This is a genomic window from Nostoc sp. PA-18-2419, assembly GCF_005869855.1.
Classification (GTDB): domain Bacteria; phylum Cyanobacteriota; class Cyanobacteriia; order Cyanobacteriales; family Nostocaceae; genus Nostoc.
Window position 1 is genome coordinate 154261 of record NZ_SZNH01000004.1, and the last position, 25320, is coordinate 179580.

At 40.6% G+C, this 25320-nt stretch carries 22 protein-coding genes; 13 read left to right on the plus strand and 9 right to left on the minus strand.

Translation table 11 applies throughout. The features are described 5' to 3' along the window. Positions 1-1199: 1199 nt before the first annotated feature. Positions 1200-1523 carry a thioredoxin family protein gene (locus FCR06_RS06220; RefSeq protein ID WP_138498102.1) on the plus strand — a complete coding sequence of 108 codons (324 nt, stop codon included), beginning with the start codon at positions 1200-1202 and terminating at the stop codon, positions 1521-1523. Here the strand turns inward: FCR06_RS06220 and FCR06_RS06225 are convergent. Then, a complete protein-coding gene (locus FCR06_RS06225) occupies positions 1510-1743 on the minus strand; it encodes a hypothetical protein (RefSeq protein ID WP_138497974.1) in 234 nt (77 codons plus the stop codon). The two genes, FCR06_RS06220 and FCR06_RS06225, sit on opposite strands and share 14 nt — an antisense overlap. A 109-nt stretch (positions 1744-1852) precedes the next feature. Next, positions 1853-3703 (minus strand): S8 family peptidase, encoded by a 1851-nt coding sequence (locus FCR06_RS06230; protein ID WP_138497975.1) that lies wholly within the window; start codon positions 3701-3703, stop codon positions 1853-1855. A 117-nt stretch (positions 3704-3820) separates the two neighbouring features. Here FCR06_RS06230 and FCR06_RS06235 point away from each other — a divergent pair, with 117 nt between their 5' ends. Together FCR06_RS06235 and FCR06_RS06240 are read left to right on the plus strand one after the other, a co-directional pair. Beyond that, on the plus strand, positions 3821-4252 hold the full coding sequence (locus FCR06_RS06235; protein ID WP_138497976.1) for a hypothetical protein: 432 nt from the start codon (positions 3821-3823) through the stop codon (positions 4250-4252). A gap of 169 nt (positions 4253-4421) precedes the next feature. Further along, the gene (locus tag FCR06_RS06240; protein ID WP_138497977.1) at positions 4422-4781 is read left to right on the plus strand and encodes a DUF2237 family protein; all 360 of its coding nucleotides are present in this window, start codon (positions 4422-4424) and stop codon (positions 4779-4781) included. A 173-nt stretch (positions 4782-4954) separates the two neighbouring features. Here FCR06_RS06240 and FCR06_RS06245 read toward each other — a convergent pair whose 3' ends face one another. Next, complete coding sequence (locus FCR06_RS06245) at positions 4955-7084, minus strand: response regulator (protein WP_138497978.1); 2130 nt, start codon at positions 7082-7084, stop codon at positions 4955-4957. 16 nt (positions 7085-7100) lie between these two features. Further along, positions 7101-7661, minus strand: coding sequence for a chemotaxis protein CheB (locus FCR06_RS06250; protein ID WP_138497979.1), 561 nt, complete (start codon positions 7659-7661; stop codon positions 7101-7103). Between the two features lie 725 nt (positions 7662-8386). On the opposite strand from FCR06_RS06250, the gene FCR06_RS06255 reads away from it, so the two are divergent. From FCR06_RS06255 to FCR06_RS06275, 5 genes are all read left to right on the plus strand, one after another. Beyond that, on the plus strand, positions 8387-8887 hold the full coding sequence (locus tag FCR06_RS06255) for a DUF2231 domain-containing protein (protein WP_138497980.1): 501 nt from the start codon (positions 8387-8389) through the stop codon (positions 8885-8887). Beyond that, positions 8884-9501 (plus strand): DUF2231 domain-containing protein, encoded by a 618-nt coding sequence (locus FCR06_RS06260; RefSeq protein WP_138497981.1) that lies wholly within the window; start codon positions 8884-8886, stop codon positions 9499-9501. The genes FCR06_RS06255 and FCR06_RS06260 overlap by 4 nt, the downstream gene beginning before the upstream one ends. 116 nt (positions 9502-9617) lie before the next feature. Further along, positions 9618-10544 carry a cytochrome c oxidase subunit II gene (locus tag FCR06_RS06265; RefSeq protein ID WP_138497982.1) on the plus strand — a complete coding sequence of 309 codons (927 nt, stop codon included), beginning with the start codon at positions 9618-9620 and terminating at the stop codon, positions 10542-10544. 66 nt (positions 10545-10610) lie between these two features. Next, positions 10611-12272 carry a cytochrome c oxidase subunit I gene (gene ctaD / locus FCR06_RS06270; RefSeq protein ID WP_138497983.1) on the plus strand — a complete coding sequence of 554 codons (1662 nt, stop codon included), beginning with the start codon at positions 10611-10613 and terminating at the stop codon, positions 12270-12272. 229 nt (positions 12273-12501) lie between these two features. Next, the gene (locus FCR06_RS06275) at positions 12502-13104 is read left to right on the plus strand and encodes a heme-copper oxidase subunit III (protein WP_138497984.1); all 603 of its coding nucleotides are present in this window, start codon (positions 12502-12504) and stop codon (positions 13102-13104) included. A gap of 280 nt (positions 13105-13384) precedes the next feature. Here the strand turns inward: FCR06_RS06275 and FCR06_RS06280 are convergent, their stop codons facing one another. Continuing rightward, complete coding sequence (locus tag FCR06_RS06280) at positions 13385-13594, minus strand: molybdopterin-binding protein (RefSeq protein ID WP_138497985.1); 210 nt, start codon at positions 13592-13594, stop codon at positions 13385-13387. Positions 13595-14449: 855 nt separating this feature from the next. Between FCR06_RS06280 and FCR06_RS06285 the strand changes: the two genes are divergently transcribed. The 4 genes from FCR06_RS06285 to FCR06_RS06300 all read left to right on the plus strand — a co-directional run bounded on the left by FCR06_RS06285 (position 14450) and on the right by FCR06_RS06300 (position 18847). Beyond that, on the plus strand, positions 14450-14998 hold the full coding sequence (locus FCR06_RS06285) for a hypothetical protein (RefSeq protein WP_138497986.1): 549 nt from the start codon (positions 14450-14452) through the stop codon (positions 14996-14998). A gap of 193 nt (positions 14999-15191) precedes the next feature. Next, a complete protein-coding gene (locus FCR06_RS06290; protein ID WP_138497987.1) occupies positions 15192-16106 on the plus strand; it encodes an FTR1 family protein in 915 nt (304 codons plus the stop codon). Between the two features lie 444 nt (positions 16107-16550). Then, the gene (locus tag FCR06_RS06295) at positions 16551-17507 is read left to right on the plus strand and encodes a 1-aminocyclopropane-1-carboxylate deaminase/D-cysteine desulfhydrase (RefSeq protein ID WP_138497988.1); all 957 of its coding nucleotides are present in this window, start codon (positions 16551-16553) and stop codon (positions 17505-17507) included. Positions 17508-17695: 188 nt separating this feature from the next. After that, positions 17696-18847: a Fic family protein gene (locus FCR06_RS06300; protein ID WP_138497989.1), complete on the plus strand. Its 1152-nt coding sequence runs from the start codon at positions 17696-17698 to the stop codon at positions 18845-18847. A gap of 138 nt (positions 18848-18985) precedes the next feature. Here FCR06_RS06300 and FCR06_RS06305 read toward each other — a convergent pair whose 3' ends face one another. Continuing rightward, complete coding sequence (locus FCR06_RS06305) at positions 18986-19642, minus strand: class I SAM-dependent methyltransferase (RefSeq protein WP_138497990.1); 657 nt, start codon at positions 19640-19642, stop codon at positions 18986-18988. A gap of 274 nt (positions 19643-19916) precedes the next feature. Further along, positions 19917-20177 (minus strand): hypothetical protein, encoded by a 261-nt coding sequence (locus tag FCR06_RS06310; protein ID WP_138497991.1) that lies wholly within the window; start codon positions 20175-20177, stop codon positions 19917-19919. Positions 20178-20509: 332 nt separating this feature from the next. Between FCR06_RS06310 and FCR06_RS06315 the strand changes: the two genes are divergently transcribed. Next, a complete protein-coding gene (locus FCR06_RS06315; RefSeq protein WP_138497992.1) occupies positions 20510-22576 on the plus strand; it encodes a tetratricopeptide repeat protein in 2067 nt (688 codons plus the stop codon). 110 nt (positions 22577-22686) lie between these two features. Here FCR06_RS06315 and FCR06_RS06320 read toward each other — a convergent pair whose 3' ends face one another. Both FCR06_RS06320 and FCR06_RS06325 read right to left on the minus strand, forming a co-directional pair. Continuing rightward, complete coding sequence (locus FCR06_RS06320) at positions 22687-23439, minus strand: hypothetical protein (protein WP_138497993.1); 753 nt, start codon at positions 23437-23439, stop codon at positions 22687-22689. Positions 23440-23730: 291 nt separating this feature from the next. After that, positions 23731-25254 carry a DUF1565 domain-containing protein gene (locus FCR06_RS06325; protein WP_138498103.1) on the minus strand — a complete coding sequence of 508 codons (1524 nt, stop codon included), beginning with the start codon at positions 25252-25254 and terminating at the stop codon, positions 23731-23733. Positions 25255-25320: the final 66 nt, after the last annotated feature.

The following is a 25320-nucleotide window of genomic DNA, read 5'->3' on the forward strand; positions in this document are numbered from 1 at the left end:
ACTTTCTCCCAAATCTATCCGGAGCATAGTGGTTAAACTTAGAACATTTAATTGGTAGATGCACCCTGATAACTAGCTCCCCTGGTCGGCTAATAGCTACTGGGGGTTTTTTTTACTCATTACACACTTATTTTTCAGACAGCCACTAATACTGCAAGGCGGAATCTAAACTTCCAAATCAATACAGCATAAGCATTTCATTGATTTGGAATTGGTTATTTATTTCCGCCATGCTGTAGTAGTCATTTAATAATTGGTAGGTTTTAACTGATAACTAACCCCTCTGATTGGCTAACACCTGTTGAGAATTTTTTTTCTGGTGAACAAACAGCAATAACCTCAACTTGTGCATAATTTATCCGGTGGATAGCCATTAACTTGAGAAAAAATAATTGGTAGATGCACCCTGATAACTCAACTCCCCTAGTTGGCTAATACCCACTGGGGGGTTTTTTCTAATTGGGATCGCCATCAACTCTGATTTTGAGCATTTTTCCGGAAGATACTGGCTGCCCCGAGAAGACATTGTTAGTAGATGCACCCTGATAACTCACTCCCCTAGTAGGTTAACACCAACTGGGGTTTTTTTATTTTAAAAAATAACTGACCTTTGTACAAATTTATCCGGAGTATGGTGTTCAACCTCAGAACATTTAATTGGTAGATGCACCCTGATAACTAACTCCCCTGGTTGGGCTAACACCCACTGGGGGTTTTTTCTACTCTAGACGCGTAGCAGCTTGTCGTTAGACATCACCAGTCTCCATAACCTGCCCACATAGCTATAATGCACCTTATTACTACTGCTAATAGAGCTTGAGTATTTCCTAATTGCCAGCACAGAACAAAACCCAGTCACTCTAATTCCTGAACCGCTTTGCTTTTATTGTCGGCGAAAAACGCGACTTCAAAATGATTGCTATGATATTTAATCACATTCTTAAGTTTTTTTCTAGATTCCTACTTTTCGATTTTTGGACTGCTGCTTTCTCAAAAATTGGCTGGGTACGCGGCAAACAGGGAGTGCTGAGTCCGGAGCCTTGCTGGAGACGTTTGGGTTGCTTTGGTTAAGAGTTATTATCTCCCCCTCTTCCCTGATCTCCTCAAGCGCTTTTTGTTGACATTAATAACATGCTATGTGGTATATTTCATGGCGTTATGCTAGGATGTCTAGCCTAAAACCAAAGAGTTGCCAACCGATGAGTTTAGCTGTAATTAAGTTCTCTTCAGAAGAGTGCGGCATCTGCCACAAAATGTCTTTTTACGACAAAAAGGTGACTGAGGAACTGGGTTTAGAATTTATCGATGTGAAAATGCAGGATACTGCTGCTTACCGCAAGTATCGCAAGATTTTATTAACTCAGTATCCAGATAAATCAGAAATGGGATGGCCTACTTACATCGTTTGCGATTCTCTAGAAGGAGAATTTCAGATTGTGGGTGAGGTAAAAGGAGGTCATCCCAAAGGTGAATTTAGAACCCGTCTCCAACAGGTTCTCGATTCTACTACTAATCAGAATTAACTACTTCAAAAGATTTAACCTCTAGGACAGGGCCGATCATGGCAGTTGTCATGATGTCTTCACGTACCTGTCCTTTAACTTTTGCTTTTTGTCCGGCTTTGAGTAAGTCTTTGTCAGCCCCTTTAAGGATTTCGTAAGTAACGCCTTCTTCTGTAACTAACGCCCATGCGCCTGGGCCAATATCACGGCGTTGAATTGTACCTGTAAGTGTAATGCTCATAAATAGTACTGAGTGCTGAGTAGGGGTGGGTAGTTGGTACTAGGGACTGGGGACTAAGGATTAACAAAGTAATTTTCCCAATCCCCAATACCCAGTACCCAATCCCTATTTATGCTGTTTTTTCTTCGTTTTGCAATGCTAAACGAGCAAGTCCATAACAAAGTATGGCGTTGGCGATGAGGAATAGGCGTGCTAAGTGAACATTTCCGAATCCCCAAACTGCCGGGTCATAAATAGCACTTACCATCAAGCAGGCTGCTACTCCTAATGTTGAACCAATAGCAAACCATTTCCAACTAGGATGTCCTAACAGTAATGCCATTAACACAATTGGAATCAATACGCTAGCAAACACGGGATTTAATGCACCAGTTCCCTGGAGGGTATTACCGAGTTCCGGAATTGAACTGCCTAAAACCCTGAAAGGCCACTGGGGAAGATCAAAGATATAGATTCCTTTAAGGAAGAATAACCCTGAACTGCCAGCAATTAAACCACTAAATAAAGACCAACTCCAAGTGAAGGGGAAGTAAACCCGTAGAAACCAAGCCAGCAGGTAGGAACCAACTACCATTAAAATCTTAGGTAACAGTGCTATTGCACCGCCATCAATCCAAAAGCCGGGATTTAAATAGCCGCTATCCCGTAACCACCGGAAGAAATCTTGAAAACTGATTTGCCCTTCAACAGCCAGTTTGACTGCTGCTTCTGCATTGAGTTGTCCAGCGCCATAATAATTCAAACCATCATCTTGGATAACTCGTGCTGACTGTTTGAGGACTTTTAAAACTTCATCTGGTTCTTTAATACCAGTAGCTTTGATTAATGCCGCAACACCAGCAATGTGGGGAGAAGCCATACTTGTACCTTGGAAGCCAAGAAATACGCCTTGGCCATTTTCATCGATAGTTTCTTGCAGAATCTTACCAGCTTCACTACCACCAGGAGCAGAGATATCTACCCCTGCACCAAAGTTAGAATAGGGTGCTTTTTCGCCGTCAGGCCCAATTGCGGAAACGCCAATGACATGAGGATAGCGGGCTGGATAGCTTGCCCCATTGGTGCTTTCATTGCCAGCTGCGGCAACTATAACTACACCTTTTCTATGGGCATAGTCGATCGCATCTTTCATCAATTTACTTTCACCACCACCACCCAAGCTCATATTAATCACATCTGCGCCTTTCTCAGCTGCAAATTTAATCGCTTCGGCAATATCGGCAACAGTACCGCCACCGTATGAATTCAGTACCTTTAGCGGCATCAGACTGGCTTCATAAGCAATCCCAGCTACACCATATTTATTATTTGTAGCTTGAGCAATGGTTCCAGCAACGTGAGTACCATGACCGTTATCGTCATCAGCTTGTTCTCGGTCGTTAACAAAATCATAGCCTTTGACGAATTTGGTTTCATACAAGTCGCGCACCTTAGTAATCCCGGTGTCAATTACTGCAACAGTGATGCCGCTGCCTTTGGTTTGACTCCATGCGCCTTCAATCCCGATTTTGTGCAAGTTCCACTGCTTGCTGTAATATTGGTCATTGGGGCCAGTTAATGAAACACTGACCTCATCATTTTCTTCGGGTCGCAAAAATTCTCCTAGCCAAGCGGGTTGACCTGGTTGTGGAATCTTTCTGTAGATATAATTTGGCTCTATAAATTCTGTAGTTTGGGCAAACTGAGATTTTTTCAGTTCTTGGAGTCGCTGGCGATCGCCCTTGATAATATACACATTATCCTTCGCCGAAAACTTGTTGTCTAATTGGGGTGTAACGTTATATTGTTTGGCGAGCGCTTGGAGATTCTGTTGCACCACAACTGAGGGAATATCTTCCCGAAAATCAAGCAAAATTGTCTCAAACTCGCCTTTAGCTGCCAATCCCTGGAAATTCAGGAAACCAAATACGGCAGCTCCCAACCCAATGACAAACAAGCACAATAATATAAGTTTTCTCATATTAACTCATCACCGCTTTTTGCCAGTTTGCTCACTACCATAACTTATCTATGTCCCTTATTGGTGGATTTGGCACTTTAGTTTACCTTCACTTTATTACTCAGGACAGTTGAAACGATGGAACATGGTCTTTTGTGGTTACCCCTGTTAGCAATGTTTTTCTGGCTAGCTTGGCAAGGCTCAAAGGAGTATCAAAAAGTTGAAGCCTATCGTGTCTGGGCTGAGCAATTTGAACGGGCTAAGTACGATATTTATTCAGTATTGGGTCAAAAAGGCAACTCTATAACTTGGGGTAAACCCACACCTCAAGGCCCAATTAAACTTGAAACATTTTCTTTAATTGATGTTAATGAAATATCTCTTTTGATAGATGGAAAATCAGTAAATATTGATAGTATACCTGACAAAGGTCGTTCTATAGAGTTAGAATTTATCTTTTTCCAATCAGCTGACTCAGTTAGGGTTCCGTTTACAGAAATCCCTTTGGCAGCGGAATGGGGAAAGTATTTGCATTCAGCGTTAGCAAGTTTACGATCGCCAAACCAGTAGCGATTTCAAGTCAGGCTAATTATGTAATAGATATCATCAACCTAGAGTCAGAATTTCTCATTTAGAATTGGTAAATATTATTCGAATCCTGAGTTTTAAATTGGTGAATTATTCCTCACAAATTAGTTGAGCTTGTTACAATTAAGATAATACTTCTGCAACTCAAGCAATGAATTCAAACGTAATCGGTGGAAACCTAGAAGCTTGCTGTACTTCTCCAATGACTGGGTTCTACCGCGACGGCTTTTGTCGTACAGGTGGTCAAGATTTTGGGTCGCACGTTATCTGTGCCGAACTAACATCAGAATTCCTTGAGTTTACCAAATCACGCGGGAATGACCTGAGTACTCCGGTTCCAGAATATAATTTTCCCGGACTCAAACCTGGCGATCGCTGGTGTTTGTGTGCTTCTCGCTGGCAAGAAGCTCTTGATGCTGGGGTTGCTCCTCCAGTAATTCTTTGTGCAACCCACCCTAGAGCTTTGGAAGTAGTTTCCTTAGACGAACTCAAAAAACATGCCCTTTCTTGATTGGGCATCCCTTCGACTTCTCCTAACAAAGACGCTCTTGCTAGCTTGCTTAAGAGCAAGGGTACGCTCAGGGCATGGCCACGAGTGGGAAGCTTTTTTATAATTTCCTCACACTCCTCCATCTCCTTATCTCCCCATTACCCCTTATCCCCAGAGGGGGCCCACCTTCGGCACTACCTGAGTGATACTTCCAGAGGTAGTTTTAAGATATTAACAACCACACCAATTAATTTAGTAGGGTCAATTGGTTTAGATAGGTACTGTTGAAATCCTGCTGCAAGTGCTTGTAAGCGGTCTTCTTCTCTAGTGTATGCAGTTAAAGCGATCGCCGGAATGCCTCCGCCTTTTTCTGGTTCTAATGAACGCAGTTTACGAATTAGCGTGTAGCCATCTTGCTCTGACATGCCGATGTCACTAATCAAAATATCTGGTTTTGCTTGTTCCACTACTGCTAGTGCTTCATCCACTGAGGCCACAGCAGTGGTAACTGCTCCATAATCCTCAAACATAAAACTGAGAAAGTTACGGGTATCTGCTTCATCATCGACAACTAAAACCTTTAATCCAGCAAGAGGAGTAGAAACTCCAGGGGAGGAAATTTCTGCTGTTACTTCTGTAGTTGCTATGTTATTAATATTATCTTGTAGCAATGGCAGTCTTACAGTAAAGGTTGCCCCTTGTTCTGTGCCTGGACTTTCGGCACAGATGGTACCTTTGTGTAGTTCTACTAAATGACGGACAATTGCTAGTCCTAGTCCTAGTCCATTGTGCGATCGGGTTGTGGTGCTGTCTGCTTGCCGAAAACGCTCAAATACTTTCGGTAAAAACTCTGCACTGATGCCAATGCCAGTATCAATGACTTGAATTTGGGCGTATTGAAATTTGAGATTTGCAATTTCGGATTCGGGATTAATATTTTCGTCAATGTTTGAAGAGTTAAAATTTTTGCTCTCAGATTTCGTTCCCAAATCCTCAATTGAAAATCCAAAATAGGTAGACAGGCTGACTTCTACCCTACCACCTTTGGGTGTAAACTTAATGGCGTTGGTTAGTAGATTCCAAACAACTTGCTGTAAACGGGCTGAATCTCCGTACACTGACCCTATTGAAGTATCCAAAGCAGTCTGTAACTGAATTTCTTTGGCTTCTGCCAAGGGACGCACTGCTTCTAAGGCTGCCTCCATCACTGAGATTAGATTTACTGCACATATATTTAATCGCAACTGACCGCGGATAATCCGCGATACATCCAAGATGTCCTCAATTAATTGCATTTGAGATGTAGCGTTGCGTTCGATCGCCTCCAAGGCGCGGGAAGTGGCTTTATCATCAAGCTTCTTAGAACGCAGGATTTTTGACCAGCCAAGCATCGAAGTTAGGGGTGTGCGGAGTTCGTGGGAGAGAACAGCGAGAAATTCATCTTTCATGCGATTTGCTGCTTCTGCTTCCTGTCTTGCTGTTTGTTCTCGAATTACTTGAGCGCGGACTTCTTCTGCTTGCTTGCGTTCAGTAATATCTTCCAAAGTGCCTACATACCCCAGTAATTCCCCTTGACCGGAAAGCATCGGTGATGAGCGTACCTGAACCCAACGAACATTGCCATGAGCAGTTTGAAAGCGAAATTCTTGGGAGTAGTCGCGACCTTGATTAATATAAATAGACCAACTAGTAACTGCTCGTTCTTTATCCTCAGGATGAACAGATTCCAGCCATCTGTTTTCTAAACTTTCTGCCGCTTTCATGCCACAAATTGTCTGATAACGCGGATTAGTATACCTACAGCGCCCTTCTGTATCAATTTCAAAAATGCCAACTGGTGAGCAGGTACTTAGAGAACGAAATCTTTCTTCACTTTGCCGCAGTTCGGCATTAACTGCTACTAGTTGCGCTGCTTGTCGCTTGACGGCTTCTGTTTTTTTAAATAGTTCTACGAATACTGTGACTTTAGAAGTTAGGATATTGGGATCTATTGGTTTGAGCAAATAATCTACTGCACCCAAGGCATAGCCTTTAAATAGCATTTGGTCACTGGTGCTGAAGGCGGTAAGAAAGATGATTGGCGTATGACGCGATCGCCCACGATTACGAATTAAAGTAGCAGTTTCAAAGCCATCCATTCCTGGCATTTGCACATCCAACAAAATCACTGCAAAGTCCTGATGCAGCAGACACCTTAAAGCTTCTTCCCCAGAAGTAGCTCTAACCAGATTCTCACCCAGTTTTTCTAGGATTGCCTCTAGTGCAAGTAAATTTTCCAGCTTATCATCTACTAGGAGGATGTTTACTTTGGGTTCCATCTGCATGGGTTAATTTCCGTGATTAGTAACAAAGCTTGACCATTTGGTCAGCAATGTCTGAGAGTGTCAAAATCCAGTCTACTGCAACAGCAGAAATTGCTGCCTCTGGCATAATACAGCTCTCAGCCGTAGCGGGTTTTTGTACTATAGTGGTTCCTCCCCGCGCTTTTATCTTTTTTAATCCTTGCATACCATCGTGGTTTGCTCCTGTCAATATTATACCAATAACTTGCTCGCCATAGATATCGGCTGCTGACTCAAACAACACATCGATTGATGGTCGGGCATAGGAAACAGGCTCATCAATTGAAAGGGCAAAGTAACCTGGTTCAACGAGTAAGTGATAATCTGGTGGAGCTAGGTAGACATGTCTTGGTAGTATTTCGTCTTTGTCTTCTACTTCTCTAATTGGCAAGAAAATTGATTCTTGTAATAATTGCTGGAGTACATTGTTCGACTCTTTGTGACGGTGTTGCACGATCGCGATCGGTACTGAAAAATCTTTTGGTAATTTTTCTAAGATAATTTTTAGTGCTGATAATCCACCTAACGAAGTACCAATTACTACAATTTGAAATGACATTAATTTAGCCCTCATACCCACTGAATGTCGTCATTGGGCATGGGGTATGGGGCAAACAGCGAGTGTGGGAGGAGTAGGGTGGTGGGGTGAAAATCTCTCCCCATTGCCCATCTCTCTTATCTCCCTCATTTTCCCCATTCCTCATTCCCTAATCCCTACTTTTCCCCAAACTACTGAAGATTATATATTTTTGTTATTTTCTTTACAAATAAATATTTTTGAAATGTGAAATACTTGACATCAAATTATTATTTTTAGTTTTAATAATATTTTAATTATGCAAAATTAAATACAGTAAGAAATATTTAATTTTGCTAACTAACTAACCTTAAAATTTTAATATTTTATTTTTTGACAATTCATAAAAATTTACTTAAGCTAAAAGATAGGTTAAGTAAATCAATGAATAACAGCAATTATGTTTAGCTCCATCAAAAATTGCTGTTGTAGACTATCAGCATGAGGAAAGGAATCGGAAGAACCATTATTTTTTCGAGGCAATTTCACTAAAATTGACTCCAAAAGGCTAAGACACAATCGAGGATATTGCACCGCGCAAATATTAAATTAGTAAACAGTTATTAGACTTTTCCTATATAACTGATGGCTAATAACCGTTGAACAGATTTCCGTAATTTTTGAATGGATGCTTTTGGTGAGATTAGTGAGTATCCATAAAACTTTGAAGTTTGATTTAGTGCGGTATATATATCCAGGAGAATACAATGCTTGAGAATTTTACATCTTTAAATGACCACAATTTGCCGTATCCAGATACGATTCATCCTATCTTTGTCCATTTTGTAATTGCGATGGTATTATTTTCCTTTTTCTGCGATGTAATTGGCTACTTTACTGGTAAAACTCGGCTTTTTGAGGTGAGTTGGTGGAATATGTCTGTTGCCACTCTTGCCATCTTCATCGCCATCATTTTTGGTCAGTTTGAAGCTGGTTTAGCACACCCTTACAGCCTAGCCAAATCGGTGCTGAATTTGCATACATTGATTGGTTGGTCGCTTTCGGGAATTATCGCTGGAATTACAGCTTGGCGCTATGTAATTCGTACCCGAAACCCCCAAAAAGTACCGATTTACTATCTAGGAGCCGGACTAATTTTAATCTTGATAGTTGGCTTGCAGGTATATCTCGGAGACCAACTTGTTTGGGTATATGGACTGCATACAGTACCAGTTGTAGAAGCAGTAAAGGATGGTTTATTGCCATGAACTCAGAACTGATTGACCAATTAAAAGCACAATTAGGTGCAAACGGACTACCTTATACAATTCCCATTCATCCTAACTTAGTCCATCTGACTCTGGGTTTATTCATCATTGGCATCATCTTTGATATCGTTGGTGTTTTCTTCCCCTTTCAAAAATGGGTCTTCAAATATTTAGCAATTACTGTGGAACGCGACAACTTCTTTGATGTTGGCTGGTACAACATGTTTGCATCCAGCATCATTACATTTTTCACAGTAGGAGCAGGTTTTTACGAAATGCTGTTAGCAGCACCACCAGCAGATGTGAAAAGTGCCTGGGGATTGCAGGCAATGGAAACGATGCTTTGGCATGGTTTAGGTGGTGTGTTCTTGTTAGCAATGATGGTTATCATGACCGTCTGGAGAGGATGGCAGCGCTTCATTTGGAGCAAACAAGAATATAGACAGACAGATAGACAAGTGCAATGGAGTTATCTGTTCGCAGGCGTAGCAGTCATATTAGTGATGTACGTCCACGGCACACTGGGAGCGCAAATGGCTACTGAGTTTGGCATACACAATACCGCAGATAGGTTGTTACGACTAGGCCAAGACCTCAACACAACACTTAAATAAGTCATTTGTCCTTCGTCATTAGCCATTTGTCTAATGACTAATGACTAATGACCACTGACCACTGACCAATGACCACTGACCAATGACCACTGACCAATGACCACTGACCAACGACTATGAAAATCCAGAAGATTTTAAATATTTTGACGCTGTTTACAGGTGCGATCGCAGTAAGTGCGACTAGTCTGTGGATAGGTAAACAGGCTTATTCTTGGCTTCCCCCACAAGCAGCAGTTGAATCCCGACTAATTGATGATTTGATTAGTTTTTTAGTAACCCTTGGTGCCTTTATCTTCTTGGGAGTAACGAGTACTCTAATGTATTCTGTGATTTTCCATCGGGCAGTTAAGGATGACTTTACCGATGGCCCTCCAATTGAAGGTAATATCACCTTGGAAGTTGTCTGGACGGCAATCCCAATTCTATTAGTGTTTTGGATTGCAGGTTACAGCTACCAAGTCTATGAGCAAATGGGAATTCAAGGCCCAGCCCAACTAGTTCACCTGCATAATCCGTTGGGAATGGAATCAGCTTATGCAGCAGCAAAAGACGCACCTGCCAAGGCTTTAACTGAACCCGTCGAGAAAATCGATGTCCTAGCTAAACAATGGGCGTGGGTATTTCATTATCCAGAAACAGATGTCACTAGTAGTGAATTGCATTTGCCGAGCGATCGCCGCGTACGTTTAGCGCTAAACTCACAAGATGTTCTCCACGGCTTTTATATACCTGCATTTCGCCTCAAACAGGATATTATTCCCAACCATACTATTGACTTTGAATTTACTCCCATCCGTCCCGGTCAATATCGATTGACCGATTCCCAATATAGCGGTACATATTTTGCAACCATGCAGGCAAATGTGGTTGTCGAATCTCCTGAAGATTACCACCAATGGCTGTCCCAAGCGGCAACTCAAAAGCCATCCCCAGCCAAAAATCAAGCAGCTTCTGAGTATGCTCAAACATCCAATCAATCAGTTCAAACTGGTTGGACTACAATTGCCCCTGCTGCACCAACTCTGGTCAATTCTCCTGGTTGAAAAAATTAAACAACCACTTTGTCCCCATCTCCCTATTCTGTGTATTTATTAACACGAAAGTAACTCATGACTAATGTTCCTATTGACGGCATCAGTATCGCCAGTGAGAACTCTCACCATGAATCAAATGGCGATTGGAAGCGATACTTTAGCTTTAGCACTGACCATAAAGTTATTGGTATCCAATATCTTGTAACCTCATTCTTCTTCTTTCTTGTCGCCGGTATCTTTGCAATGGTGATTCGGGGAGAACTGATTACACCCGAATCAGATTTAGTTGATCGCACAGTATACAATGGCATGTTTACCATGCACGGCACCATAATGCTGTTTTTGTGGACATTCCCCTCACTGGTTGGTTTTGCTAACTATCTAGTGCCATTGATGATTGGGGCGCGAGATATGGCATTTCCCCGCCTCAACGCCGTTGCCTTTTGGATGGTGCCGGTAGTGGGTATTCTGTTGATGAGTAGTTTCTTTGTTCCTGGCGGCCCAGCCCAAGCAGGCTGGTGGGCTTACCCTCCGGTGAGTCTCCAGAATCCCACCGGTAACTTAATTAACGGGCAAGTTCTCTGGCTGTTAGCAGTCGCAATATCTGGCGTGTCCTCAATTATGGGGGCAGTTAACTTTGTCACCACAATTGTGAAAATGCGTGCGCCAGGGATGACCTTTTTTCGGATGCCCTTGTTTGTCTGGGGAGTATTCAGCGCCCAGATTATCCAACTATTTGGACTACCTGCACTAACAGCAGGTGCAGTAATGCTACTGCTCGACCTCACAGCTGGTACTAGCTTTTTCGATCCTAGTAGGGGAGGTAATCCAGTAATGTTCCAACATTACTTCTGGTTCTACTCCCACCCAGCCGTTTACGTGATTGTTCTGCCTGTATTTGCGATTTTCTCGGAAATCTTCCCAGTTTATTCTCGTAAACCTCTGTTTGGCTATAAGGTAGTCGCTGTTTCATCAATCTTGATTGCAGTAGTCAGCGGCATCGTTTGGGTACACCACATGTACGTCAGCGGTACACCAGGCTGGATGCGGTTGATTTTCATGCTGACAACAATGTGTGTATCTGTACCTACTGGAATTAAGGTATTTGCTTGGGTAGCGACCATCTGGGGAGGTAAACTACGACTGCATACACCCATGTTGTTCGCTCTAGGTGCATTAGTTATGTTTGTTTTCGCTGGCATTACAGGCATTATGCTTTCCTCTGTGCCGGTCGATGTCCACGTTAACAATACCTACTTTGTAGTGGGACACTTCCACTACGTCCTCTATGGCACCGTAACGATGGGCTTGTATGCTGGTATTTACCACTGGTTCCCCAAAATGACTGGGCGGATGTACTCCGAAGGCTGGGGTAAATTGCACTTCTGGTTAGCCTTCATCGGCACCAACCTCAACTTTTTACCCATGCACCCTTTAGGACTGCAAGGAATGCTGCGCCGAGTTGCCTCCTACGCCCCAGAGTATGCATTCTGGAATATCATCGCTAGCATCGGCGGATTTCTGTTGGGAATGTCCACCTTGCCTTTCATTTTCAACATGGTGATTTCTTGGATGCAAGGTGAAAAAGCACCTGATAACCCTTGGCGGGCAATTGGACTAGAGTGGTTAGTATCTTCACCGCCCCCAGTAGAAAACTTTGAAGAAATTCCCATCATCATCTCTGAACCTTACGGCTACGGCAAATCAGAACCCTTAACAGCAAACCTCCCAGAATAACCTCAGGGAAGACGCAGAGGCCCTCGGCATACCTCTGCGCTTCCCTTCGCGTGACGACAGTCGCTACAACGGGGAGCCACTCCGTTGTCCGGGTTCCCCGGCTTGAAGGAAGTGACGTGGGAACCCCCCGAAGTTCTGATCGCAGGAAGCCTCCGCTCAGACTTCTCTTTGCAACCCCCTGCCTCCCCTTTTCGTTTTAAATTCACCCCTCAAAAACCAAACTCCACCAATGGACAGTTATATCAATTCCCATGAATTACACCAGACACACGCAGAACATAGCCACGATGAAGAAGGCAATAAAATGTTTGGCTTCATTGTGTTCTTACTGTCTGAGAGCGTAATTTTTCTCAGTTTTTTTGCAGGATATATTATCTACAAAACAACAACTCCTAACTGGCTACCTGTCGGTGTTTCTGGACTAGAAGTAAAAGAACCAGCAATCAACACAGTAATTCTTGTTGCCAGTAGCTTTGTAATTTACTTAGCAGAACGCGCCCTTCAACGCCATGACTTAGTGAAATTTCGCCTATTTCTTTTGGCAACAATGGCGATGGGAACTTACTTTTTGGTTGGACAAGCAATTGAATGGAATAGCCTCGCCTTTGGGTTTACCTCAGGGGTATTTGGTGGGACGTTCTATTTACTTACAGGTTTCCACGGTCTGCATGTTTTAACTGGTATTCTGTTGCAGTTGATTATCTTAGTACGCTCTTTTATCCCTGGCAACTACGATTCAGGTCACTTCGGTGTTAATGCAACCTCGCTGTTTTGGCATTTCGTCGATGTTATCTGGATTATTTTGTTTATTCTCATCTATGTCTGGCAATAAATATTGATGGGGATATCTTGTGTATAAGTCCCCACCGCTAACTTGTTTCCCAACTGGGAAGAAGGGATTGGCGGATGGGGAAAATCACAGCAAATTACTATATCTGCACAAAAAAATCAATGCAATAAACTTAAAAAAGTTACTATTTTAACAAAAAAACAATCTCACAAAAAGCTTGACTATACTATTTTTTATCCCAACTTAATAATATAACGTATCTCGATTTTGTATTAAAAAAGGGACAGTTATATTGCCCCTTGTTTGAGAAATTTCCCAAAAATTAGTCAACAGCGATGATGACATCTGATGATTTGATGATGGCATGTACTTGTTTGCCTTCAGCAAGTTTCAAATTTTCTGCCGATGATTTGGTAATAATAGCAGTCACCTCTACTCCTGGTGCTACTTCTACGGTAACTTCTGTGTTTACAGAGCCAACAACAACGCTTTTTACAGTTCCTTTGAGAGCATTACGAGCGCTAACTTGCATTTTTTAAATCTTTTAATGTTTATAACTACATAAAAATAATAACAAGTAGCTCAATAAATTTATCTGGCTACAGATAGAAAATACACGAATTTTTACTGTTTTTTAATATAGCAAATATACACACTGTTTGCCAAATTTTTTGGTAATTATATTTGATAGGCGAACTTACATGGTAAAAGACTCTAACAAAGTTTACTGAATATAATAAACAGTTTTTGCGATCGCCCAATTCTAAATAGTCTATTTTTTTACCAATTAAATTGGTGTTTTAGCACTAAGCTGGTAAATTATTAATTAACTAGGAAAAAATGCTTGAGAGACTGATTGAGCATTCAACACATTACTCAAACTAGCCCTAATAAATAGCTTTCCGATCCAAAAAACTAAGCCACTAAATTTATCACTCCTATGAATATGATTTAAAACTTTATTTCTTGCATTACCTCTAAAAATTCCTCAATTAAGTTATGGGTTCTTAACAAATAGGAAAAGCTTGTGTATGGCATCAATAATCAAGCAATAATCAAGGGGATATTATAGGATTTTTCTACAATCGCACGAAAAGACGTGGTTTAATAGCACGCAAAAATCCTACAGTCACATCTAGCAAAGTTGTCTTGGTAGACCCAAAGAATTATGCTAAATGAGAAGTAAGGTATGAGAACAAGCCTGTGATTGAGTCAAAGCGATAAAACAGGGAGAGGGTTAGCCTCTTACAAAAAATCAGTCTAGCTTAACATTCGCGGCTTTTTGTAACAGAACCGCTATAACTAAGCTATATAAAAGTATTCTTGACAAGCGAGGAAATCAGTTTGCAGAAGGTCAATTGCTCAGGTGTTACGAAGGATAAATATCATGAAAAGAGTTATTCTAGGATTTTTACCTTGGATCATTTATTCTGAGTTCGCAAATAGAGGGGAAAAGGGTATCCTCCACGGAGTAATTATTGCACTTATTTTGGCGGTGATTCTTGGACGTGATAATTTACGAAAAGGCTTCATTTTAGATTGGTGTACGATTGCCTTTTTTGCTTTCATCCTCGTCGTGGGTGTTTACTTGCAGCACCCATTTGTCACACAACATCCCGGACTTTTTTCCGACGGAGCCTTAGCGGTGATTGCGATTGGCTCCTTGCTAGTGGGCATTCCATTTACGATCCAGTATGCTCGTGAGCAAACGGCTCAAGAACATTGGAATAGTCCAATTTTCATTCGTGTGAATCAGATTCTTACTTTGACATGGGGAATTACCTTTGCGCTGAGTGCGTTAGCCAGTTGGTTGCTGCCACTCAGCGCCTATACGGTGCTGCACCTTGCCCTGCTTGCGATCGCCATCTTGATGACGGTGCGTTTCCCCAGTTGGTATCGCGAGCGGGCAGTAAAAAATAGGACGCCAGAGTTATAGTTAACAGCTAACAGTCAATAGCCAATACAAAAAGATGTGCTTTGCTAAATGCAACGGCAGCTTAATACTCTGATTGCGATCACTGTTAGCATAGCTTTAGCAGAAGTTTGTGAAAGGTTGTTGGAAAACTCAGCAAGTATACTCAAAACCTCCCTCTAAACTTCTGTTACTGAAATTATCTAATTAACATACTATGAATTGGAGTGCTGCATTACCAACTTTTTTTATTACCTTAAGAGAAGGTGTAGAAGCTGCTTTAGTTGTAGGAATCGTTTTTGCCTGTTTACAACAAGCTCAACAACAAAAATTGTATCGTTGGGTTTATTTAGGAGTTATTAGCGGGATTTTTGCAAGTTTTGTATTTGGTTTGCTAATTCATTTAGGGATACAAGGATTACAGACATCTGAGCAACTATACGCACCTGTTTTTAAGCAACTTTTTGAAGTTGGATTAGGACTAATTGCGATCGCCATGCTCAGTTGGATGTTGATTTGGATGACACGACAAGCCCGATTTCTGAAAGCAGAGATTGAAGGTTCTGTTAAAAGTGCCTTGGGCGGAAGTGATAGCGCAGGCTGGGCGATTTTTAGCTTAATTTTTATTGCTGTGTTTCGTGAAGGTTTAGAAACAGCTTTGTTTATCGTCGCTAAGTTTCAAGAAGGTTTGACACCCGTTTTAGGTGCAATGGGAGGATTAGCGATCGCATTTCTCATCGGGATACTGCTGTTTAAATGGAGCATTCGGATCAATTTGAGTCGATTTTTCCAGGTGATGGGTGTGTTTTTGCTGCTGATTGTCTCTGGGTTGGTAATTTCTGCCCTACGCCATCTTGATGCTGCGGCGATCACTTTTAGCCAAATTAATCCCGAAGTTTTGGGCATTTGCGGACAAGGAAATACATCTTGTCTTTTAGGCCCCCAAGTTTGGGATTTATCAACTAGCTTACCTGATCGTGAGTTTCCTGGTATTTTATTGAAAACTTTATTTGGCTATACTCAAAAACTGTATTTAGTTCAAGCTGTCGGTTATTTGCTTTTCTGGATAACTGTTGGTGGTCTTTATTTCCGCAGTCTCAGTCAACCGAAACAATTAATTACTAACTCGTAATTCCTAATTATATAAAATGCAGTTCAGTTAAACATTTATTCGTTTTTTTGCGTAGGCGATTTATTAAAAATTGACTTCTACAAAGAATCTTAGCCTTAACTGAACTGTATTAAATTCTATTGCAATTCCCAGTTTGCCGAGGTGCAAAACCAATATTTTTAAACGCAGAGTAACACAGAGTCAAGCGCAGAGGTACGCAGCGAAAAGTTTGAGCGCCGGCTTCCGGCGTAGACACCCGGAGGGCGGCTTGCCGGAGGCATCAAAGCTTTTCAAGACAAAGGTTTAGCCAAATTTATTAGCAATTTACTAACTAACTGAGCAGATTAATAAATATTATATAATTCAATTACGAATTACGTTAGCGAAGCGGTAGCGATAGCGAAGCGTTAGCGACGGAGGAGCGTCGGAACGAGCGTCATTACGAATTACGAATTATTTCACCTGATGTCCTTAATACTTATTCCTCCTTTTGTACAACAAATCAATAGCGAAATTGCTCGTCAGGCTGACGTTGATTTGTTTGTACTACGCCTTGATGTGATGCATCCGTGGGTTAATGGCAATAAGTGGTTTAAGTTGAAATATAATCTTTTGGAAGCTGAGCAGAAAAATTTCACAAGGCTGCTGACGTTTGGCGGCGCTTATTCTAACCACATCTATGCAACCGCCGCCGCCGGGAATCTTTTGGGTTTTCAGACCATTGGGGTTATTCGTGGCGAAGAAAATTTACCGCTCAATCCAACGCTGAGTTTCGCTCTACAGCAGGGTATGGAGCTTGTGTACCTCTCGCGCCAGATGTATCGACAACGCAGCACAGTGGCGCTAAATGAATATCTGCAACAGCGTTTTGGCGAGGTATTTATCATTCCTGAAGGCGGTAATAATTTAAACGGTGTGCGTGGTTGCACAGAGATAATTAGTCAAGCGATGCCTACGCCTGGCTACGCCTACGCATTTGATTATATTTGCGTAGCCTGCGGTACGGCTACAACACTAGCTGGAATTGCGCTTTCGTTGCACCAAGGACAAAAAGCGATCGCTTTTCCTGTTTTGAAAGGTGCTTTTCTCAAACAGGAAATCGAAAATATATTGACAAATTACCTCGCTTCTAGTTTACGGACTCCATATAATTCTCCCGCAGCTTGGGAATTAATGTGTGATTATCATTTCGGCGGCTATGCAAAGGTGAATCAGCAGTTACTACGATTCAGTCAGGAATTTAGCTCGGCGCACGGCGTACCTCTCGATTACGTATATACTGCAAAAATGTTTTATGGAGTGATGGATTTATTACAGCAGGGATTTTTTGCTAAAGGCAAAAGTTTGCTGCTGGTACATACAGGTGGCTTACAAGGTAATGTTGGTATGGAATATAGGTTGCAGAAAATGTGTCAAATCTAAAAATGTAAGTTGCTAGCTAGGTAAATAGAAATTACTAATGCAAAACAAATGCAGTTAGTTGCTAGTTATGGCAGTTATAAAAATCGGATATTATATCACAATATAACCAAAAAATATTTTTATTACTGATAATAATAAAATTTGATAATATAGATTAAAAATCGTCCCTTGTGAATGGAATCGATAATATGGCTGATACTCAGAGGGCAGGTAGATACGTAGAGCAAGTTACTGGATACAAAGCTTTTATACCTAATTCTTTGCCGCCTAAACCTAAATTATATATTGACGATGAAATGTTAGAACTTTTATCACAAGCAGATAGAGCGTTAGGTCGTTTAGATGGGTCAACAGACGCTCTACCTAATCCTGACTTGTTCGTATTTATGTATGTTCGTAAAGAGGCAGTGTTATCAAGTCAGATAGAAGGAACACAAGCTTCTTTGATAGATGTTCTTGAATTTGAATCTCATACAGTGGAACCAGACAACCCACAAGATGTAACCGAAGTTGTCAACTATATTGCAGCAATTAATCACGGACTCAAAAGATTAAAGGATTTCCCTTTATCATTGCGATTAATCCGTGAAATTCATAAAGAATTATTGAGAGAAGGACGAGGTTCTGAAAAGGAACCAGGAGAATTTCGCCGTAGCCAAAATTGGATTGGTGAGGGAAGATGTTCTTTAAAGGAAGCTACTTATGTTCCACCTCCACCTCATGAAATGCAAGAAGCTTTGAGCAATTTTGAGAAGTTTTTACATGACTCCGCTCCAATGCCAGCTTTAATTAAAATTGGATTAGCTCATGCTCAGTTTGAGACAATTCATCCTTTTGAAGATGGCAACGGAAGAACAGGACGCTTGCTAATTACTTTCTTACTATGTGAAAAAAATATATTAAAACGTCCGTTATTGTATATCTCTCATTACTTCAAAAAATGCCGTTTGCAATATTATGATTATCTCCAATCTATAAGAGATAATGGAGATTGGGAAAGCTGGGTTAAGTTTTTTCTAAAAGGTGTATATGAAGTTGCTCAGGAAGCGTCTAGTGTTGCTCGTCAAATAGTTAATTTAAAAGAAGAACATCGTCAAATAGTTATGAATAAAATGGGCAATCGTAAAGCAGGAAATGCTATAGCTTTACTTGAACAACTCTATTACAAACCAATTTTTAATATAGAAATTGCTCAAGAAATTACCCAGTTATCATATACTAATGCTAACAACTTAGTTAAAGAATTATCTACTATCAAACTTGTGCAAGAAATTACTGGAAATAAACGTAATCGAACTTTTGCTTATGAACCATACCTATCTATTTTTAGGGATTCTTAATAAAGAAGGATTAGTATATTACTCGTTTCCATTAATTCAGCTTCTATTCTTACAAGCAACGCTGTGCGGACACAGAGTGAATAATGAAATATTTAAATGCATAATACACTGTATTATAAAAAATCTCAAAAAGTTGGTTTACTTTGTTGCTATGCCGATGATATGTGGACTGACAATCGGTAATTCGACTTCAAAATGCTCATAATTGACGCTGCTAAAACCTGCCTTTTCTAAGGCTATCCAAGTTTCTCGATTTGGATGACAATTATCTCCTAATCTTTTCCAAATCGGACTAATTATATTTTGCACTTTTCGTAAGAAACTTCTTTGAGGTGCGGCGATGTGTTCAATAAATAATAAGCGTCCACCTGGTTTTAGTACTCTTAAAATTGCCTGTAATGTATAGTTGATATTTGGCACTGAGCATAAAACTAAAGTAGTCACAACTGTATCTATGCTGTTATCTTCAACGTCTAGCCATTCAGCATTACCAATGCGGAGGTCAATATTTAAACCGAGTTTTTTTGCTTGTTTTTGGAGATAGGAATGCATCTGGAGATTTGGCTCGATTCCAATTAATTCAATATTTTGAGGATAGTAGGGTAAATTAGAACCATGTCGGGGACTAATTTCTAATACTTTACCTTGAAGATTAGCAAAAAGAGAGCGTTTGCGCTCACTTACAACTCTCTCATAAGTATTGCTCCGTTGAGCTATCATCCCAGCAAAAAGTTTTTTACCTAAATTGGCATAAATTTGATTTGGTAATTCTCTAGGTATTTGGTTTACATTCATTATCCGCTTCCTATTTTTGAGGCTATAAATTTGTGTGTAGATTAACTATTTACAGCCTCAAGATATAATATTTATTTTTATAAGACTTCACCCATCTGACTCACCTGATTGGGTGATTTTCATCAATTTAGATGAATATGACTTGCTATACCAATCTGATTTGATTTTTCTAAAAATCTCAATAAGGTGCGTTAGCCTCCAGCGTAACGCACCAAAACCTTCGCACTATTCAATCATCTAGTTTTTTATTTGGAATTCCTGCAACCAAATTGGATTATGCATGAAGGTTCGCTTGTTCTTGCAACCAAGGATCTACGGGTTGTCCATCTTTGCGACGTAATTCAATCTCTACCACCATCACTTGTTTTGAACCAGGAGGCGCAGGTTTTTGATGGAAAATAATGTCATAATCTGATGGATTGTGTTGGCGTTCTTTCAACCAATCGTGTACTTTTGTTGTAGCAAATAATGATTGTCCTTGCTCAAACATCCGGGTAATCTGCATTTGCAGTGTATAGGGATTTATGCGACCCATTTTCTACCGCCTTTGTTAAATAAATTTTAGGCAAAGTAATCTGCTTGTTTTATCTAATCTGATGTTAATTTAACGATGGCAAGATGGCTACTCATTCTCAAGAAGTATCTCCACTACACCTGTAGAAAAAATCTTTTTCCAGTCTTAGTCATAAGTAGATAATGTAAAAAATTAGTTCTTCCAATAGACGTACTTACTGAAATACAAGCTGTCACAGGATGAATTCAACGCCTAAGCTTTAGTATATTTCACCAGATTACTACTTAATTTTGTTATAGATTGGAGAGAGGCACGCCGCTTCAAGAATTGACCAAGAGATTGAGATGGTTGTTATGAAGACCAAAAATCAAGCTATTTTCGCTTTATTTGTAAAAAGCGCTATTATCTTTTTACCTTTACTACTACCTGCTAGTATTGCCAGTGGACAATCTGCACCACCATCCAAACCAGCAGTAACTCCTGCTGCGGTGTTATCAAATCAGGAACGCGAAGAATTAACGCGATTACGAGCCGAAAAGGAAGTTCAATCTGATTTAAAGAGAGCTTTTAGCCGTACAACTATTTTAATCAATATCTGGCTATTTATATTAAGTTTATTTCCATTAGCAATTATTGCTTTACTTTGGCTATTACGACGAGCCATCATTCGTGAAGTTGTTGATAGAGCAATGCAACAAATAGATGGGGTAGAAAAATTACAAAATCAACTAATAAGTGTGAAGCAAGATGCACAAAATATTATTCAAGAAACGAACAAAATAAATTATGACTTACAACAGGAAACTGCTACCCTGAGACAAAAAATTAAAAGTCAAGGAGAAAATTTATCTTTTGCCGCATCTGATATAAATTTAGTTAAAACAGAAATATTAAATAGATTAGAAGCAGAAATCAAAAAATCTCAAGAAAATATTGAATCTTTAAAGTCTAAATTTTCTTCTAAGTTAGATAACTTAGAGTTGGCAGCTCAACAACAAAGAGATTTAGCACTGCAAAATATCACAAAAGTAGCATCTAGTTTATCCGAAGAACTGTCTAATTTAAAGTTGAACGTCAAACAACAACAAGAATCAGCCGTTACTGATTTAGAACTATCAAGGTCTGAATTCACATCTCAACTTTCTGGATGGCAATCTGATACTCAACAGCAAAAAGATATCATTGTTGAAAGTTTAACAAAATTGCAGTCAGAATTTGCTTCTCAATTATCTCAGTTAGAAATAGATGCTCGACAGCAAAGAAATTTGACGTTTGAAAAATTAGATAATCAATTTCAATCTCAATTATCTGAACTACAAGCAGAAGCTCAAGAGCAAAAAAATAAAATTATTAGCAACTTAACAGTTTTACAATCAGAGATTGCTACTGAATTATTTCAATTAAAAGTAGATGCTCAAAAATCTCAAGAGTTAATTGTTGAGAATTTAGAAAAATCTGGTTATGAGTTTACTTCGCAATTTTCAGAATTACAATTAAATGCCCAACAACAAAAGATTCTGATTCTTGAAAAGCTAGAGAAATTAGAAACAGAGTTTGTCTCTCAACTATCTGAGTTACAATTGGATGCCCAACAAAGAAAAGATATTCTTCTTCGGGAATTGATTGAGATGACATCAGCATCGATTCCAGAGAATATGAATTCTGAAGTTGAAGAAATAAAACAAGAACAGCCACAACAACCAGAATTTACTGCTGAAGAGTATGTAAAACAGGGAGATGTGCTGTTTTCTGAAAAACGTTATGAAGATGCGATCGCCATTTACAACCAAGCAGTTAAAATCCAAGCTGATGACCCTGTAATTTGGTTAAAACGTGGCTTAACTCTCGCCAGATTGAAACGCTACAAAGATGCGATCGCTTCCTACGACCGAGCAATTCAGATTCAACCAGAATATCATCAAGCTTGGTGCGATCGTGGTGTTGCTTTTGGGAATTTACAACAGCATCAGCAAGCTTTTGCATCATTTGAAAAAGCTACACAAATCAAGCCTGATGATACTGTTGCTTGGTTGAATCGCGGTCTTTCCCTAATAGCATTAGAACAATATGAAGAAGCAATCCCATCTTTGGAAAAAGCTCTAGAATTCCAACCAAATTCTCCCAAAATTTGGGATAAACACGGTTATACTTTAGTAAGACTCGGACGCGATGAGGAAGCGATCGCTAGTTTTGACAAAGCATTAGAAATTAAGCCAGATTATGCCAGTGCCTATTACAACAAAGCAGCCTGTTACGCACTCCAAAGACAAGTTGAACTATCTCTAGGAACCCTGCAACAAGCAATTGAACTTAATCCTAGATACAAACAAGAAGCAGCAACCGACCTAGATTTTGATGATATTGCTAACGATGAGCGCTTTCGGCAATTAATTGCAGAATCCAATACAATTCCTGAGTGATAATTGAGAATTCACAACTAATATCAAGTTCGGCTAATTACTTACAATATGGTTGGTCTTTTTGGTGATTAGTAATTGCTAATTGGGGAAGAGGTATTTTCTCTTTCCCATTACCCATTCCCTATTCCCCATTCTTTACTCTCTACTTCCTGCTCTTCAGACATCGCTTTGAGTTTAGACGTGAAAGACTCAGAGCGATCGCTTTTTTCTGGGGTAAATTGCCCTATTGGCGGACGAATAGCCGCAGGGGGTAGCAGTTTTGGCCGTTGAGGAGAGACTGGCGATGCACTTTCTGGTGAATTTTGCCTTTGGCTGACAGCAGGCGCTAACTGAAGCGTTGCTAAAGAAGCTGAGTCACCAGCAGGGGTAAGTCTGAGAGGGCTTTTATTCTCCCTAGCTTCCTGCTTATCTTCAGCCGAAGATGTCTTTTGTTCGTAACCCTTTAATTGTAGAGTTGTAGTACTACTTGTTTTATGACCATTGCTAACTTTCCCAGGCGGTAATTGAGGCTTCGTTACTTTCTCTAAAGTCGGGTTTATCTTGGCTGGCGGTAGGGCTGGCGCAGCCGATGAGGTTAGGCTTTGGGGAAACTTGCTACAAATCATCCGTTCAAATTCCATATTGAAATGATATGTAGCCTGTTCCCGGCGCTGCCAAAATACTAAGATTTGCTGCACAGAAACCGCTTTATAACGACCTTGATATAGTGCTTCAATCACTGCCAAGTGTAGCCAATTGAGCGGGTATTCTGCTTGCCAACGTTCAACTAGCTCATTGGCACTATACCCACTGAGATCAAAACTGTAGTGAATTAATAAGGCGATCGCCAAATTGGCAGAAGTGTCCGGAAGTGGTGTTAACATGCGGCAGTTAGCTTTTGGCAATAGGTTTAAAATTTTCACCCATCGCATATAGCCTATCGTGCTTTTAACTACATGGTTTTTCCCAGAGTTTTCAAGTCAATAGGCAGTGTTTCCTATTCTACTTGCCAAATTTTCAGATGCAAGTGTCTATAGAGTGATTTTATAGTTATTGTTATTACTAACAGACTTCCAGTTAAAAAATATCCCATCTTAGGGGCGCAAGGCTTAGCGCCCCTAATACCTGTGTGCCCCTACCGTACATAGTATCCATCCAAGCCCTACAAATCCCCATTAAATCGCTGATAACTGTTTATTGTTCGCTGATTTAATCGCAGATGCCCGTCCAATGGCGACTAAAGCCTGATAAACCATCGCTACAACTTCAGCGCATGTTGCCGGACGTAATGGCGCAAGCAGTTTCGGGTCTGGGTAGTTGACAATTATTCTTTGATGTGTTGCAGTAGCAACAGCTTTTTGAGCATATTCAGGAATGGTATGACGATCGCTATACACTTGTAAATTGTTAGCAGTCTGTAGTAATCCGAGTCCGTTAACTAAAGAGACAATCACCTGTAGCCGTTGCACATTTTGATCCGGGCGGAAAGTGCGATCGCTAAATCCGCCAACAAAACCACCCTTAGCCGCAATTTGAATAGCATCATACGCCCAAAAATCCTGAGTTACATCCGTAAAATCCGGTGCTGAGCATTTAGCAGTCGGCTGAAAAGCAACCGCCACTAAAGCCGCATACTGAGCGCGAGTCATCAGTTTATCTGGCTCATAGTTACCACCGACAAAACCGTGAATTAAATCCATACTCAGCAATGCCTGAATAAACGGGTCTGCCCAATGGTCATCTAGTTGAAGAGATGCAATAACGCTCTGAGGCTCTGATGCGGTGACTGTTTGTGATAAATTCCCCGCCTCCTCTTTGCTTGCGAGCAATTCTACCAATCCCTTGACTAGAGCAGAATTCAACTGATTACCTGCACAAACAAGCTTTTGTGTAGTCAAATTGTGTAAATCAAATTCACCATTATCACGAAAAATATTGTCACCGGGATCGTCGCTACTACCTAAATCGGGGACTGCATTGCCATTGACTAACAGACCTCCTTGGGTATTTTTAATAATCACATTTTGACGCAGCACAGGACGGGCATTGCGAGAAAGTGCGATCGCCGTGCGATTTTCTGATAGTTTATTATTGGCGATCGCCGCCGCCGCAAAATCACTTACTACTATCCCCAAAGGGTTTCTTTGAAATACATTCCCTAAAACTTCTCCCTGGCTATGACCTGCCATCACTAACCCGCTGGCAGTGTTTTGCACAAATACATTATCCAAAATAGTTGGTTGAGCAGTGCCAGTGGCAAACACACCTTCCCGTCCACAGTTACTCAAAGTATTGTTGGCTAAAGTAGGTGCAGCCGATTCAATCCAAATACCAGTACCTTTTGTCGAGGGATTGCTGACAGTTATACCTACAACACTGGCATTTTCTAATAACAGCAGCGCGATATTTTGCATCCCGAAGCTGTCACTTTTATACTCGCCACCCCCAGAAATTACAATCCCTGCTCCTTTGTTAGCTTCATTACCTACCACCTTCACTCCTCCACGGATAATTAGAGGAAATACCTCGCCACTAGCGACGCTGTAAGTCCCAGCTCCTAAATGAACGATTGTCGGGATTTTGGTTACTTTTAAAGCACGGGTGAAGCTTTTAAACGGACTTAACCGGGAACCAATATTAGTATCATTCCCTGTCATTGGGTTGACATAGAGTGTGAGAACAAGGGTAGAGTTCACCATTGATGATTGAGAGTCAGTTGTTTTAATTATGACAATCATAAATAACACGACTTCTAGCAAACTTTA

Excerpts from the sequence above, each read along its gene's own strand:
- FCR06_RS06220 (WP_138498102.1), top strand. The coding sequence starts at position 1,200 with ATGAGTTTAGCTGTAATTAAGTTCTCTTCAGAAGAGTGCGGCATCTGC.
- FCR06_RS06225 (WP_138497974.1), bottom strand. The coding sequence starts at position 1,743 with ATGAGCATTACACTTACAGGTACAATTCAACGCCGTGATATTGGCCCA.
- FCR06_RS06230 (WP_138497975.1), bottom strand. The coding sequence starts at position 3,703 with ATGAGAAAACTTATATTATTGTGCTTGTTTGTCATTGGGTTGGGAGCT.
- FCR06_RS06235 (WP_138497976.1), top strand. The coding sequence starts at position 3,821 with ATGGAACATGGTCTTTTGTGGTTACCCCTGTTAGCAATGTTTTTCTGG.
- FCR06_RS06240 (WP_138497977.1), top strand. The coding sequence starts at position 4,422 with ATGAATTCAAACGTAATCGGTGGAAACCTAGAAGCTTGCTGTACTTCT.
- FCR06_RS06245 (WP_138497978.1), bottom strand. The coding sequence starts at position 7,084 with ATGCAGATGGAACCCAAAGTAAACATCCTCCTAGTAGATGATAAGCTG.
- FCR06_RS06250 (WP_138497979.1), bottom strand. The coding sequence starts at position 7,661 with ATGTCATTTCAAATTGTAGTAATTGGTACTTCGTTAGGTGGATTATCA.
- FCR06_RS06255 (WP_138497980.1), top strand. The coding sequence starts at position 8,387 with ATGCTTGAGAATTTTACATCTTTAAATGACCACAATTTGCCGTATCCA.
- FCR06_RS06260 (WP_138497981.1), top strand. The coding sequence starts at position 8,884 with ATGAACTCAGAACTGATTGACCAATTAAAAGCACAATTAGGTGCAAAC.
- FCR06_RS06265 (WP_138497982.1), top strand. The coding sequence starts at position 9,618 with ATGAAAATCCAGAAGATTTTAAATATTTTGACGCTGTTTACAGGTGCG.
- ctaD (WP_138497983.1), top strand. The coding sequence starts at position 10,611 with ATGACTAATGTTCCTATTGACGGCATCAGTATCGCCAGTGAGAACTCT.
- FCR06_RS06275 (WP_138497984.1), top strand. The coding sequence starts at position 12,502 with ATGGACAGTTATATCAATTCCCATGAATTACACCAGACACACGCAGAA.
- FCR06_RS06280 (WP_138497985.1), bottom strand. The coding sequence starts at position 13,594 with ATGCAAGTTAGCGCTCGTAATGCTCTCAAAGGAACTGTAAAAAGCGTT.
- FCR06_RS06285 (WP_138497986.1), top strand. The coding sequence starts at position 14,450 with ATGAAAAGAGTTATTCTAGGATTTTTACCTTGGATCATTTATTCTGAG.
- FCR06_RS06290 (WP_138497987.1), top strand. The coding sequence starts at position 15,192 with ATGAATTGGAGTGCTGCATTACCAACTTTTTTTATTACCTTAAGAGAA.
- FCR06_RS06295 (WP_138497988.1), top strand. The coding sequence starts at position 16,551 with ATGTCCTTAATACTTATTCCTCCTTTTGTACAACAAATCAATAGCGAA.
- FCR06_RS06300 (WP_138497989.1), top strand. The coding sequence starts at position 17,696 with ATGGCTGATACTCAGAGGGCAGGTAGATACGTAGAGCAAGTTACTGGA.
- FCR06_RS06305 (WP_138497990.1), bottom strand. The coding sequence starts at position 19,642 with ATGAATGTAAACCAAATACCTAGAGAATTACCAAATCAAATTTATGCC.
- FCR06_RS06310 (WP_138497991.1), bottom strand. The coding sequence starts at position 20,177 with ATGGGTCGCATAAATCCCTATACACTGCAAATGCAGATTACCCGGATG.
- FCR06_RS06315 (WP_138497992.1), top strand. The coding sequence starts at position 20,510 with ATGAAGACCAAAAATCAAGCTATTTTCGCTTTATTTGTAAAAAGCGCT.
- FCR06_RS06320 (WP_138497993.1), bottom strand. The coding sequence starts at position 23,439 with ATGTTAACACCACTTCCGGACACTTCTGCCAATTTGGCGATCGCCTTA.
- FCR06_RS06325 (WP_138498103.1), bottom strand. The coding sequence starts at position 25,254 with ATGGTGAACTCTACCCTTGTTCTCACACTCTATGTCAACCCAATGACA.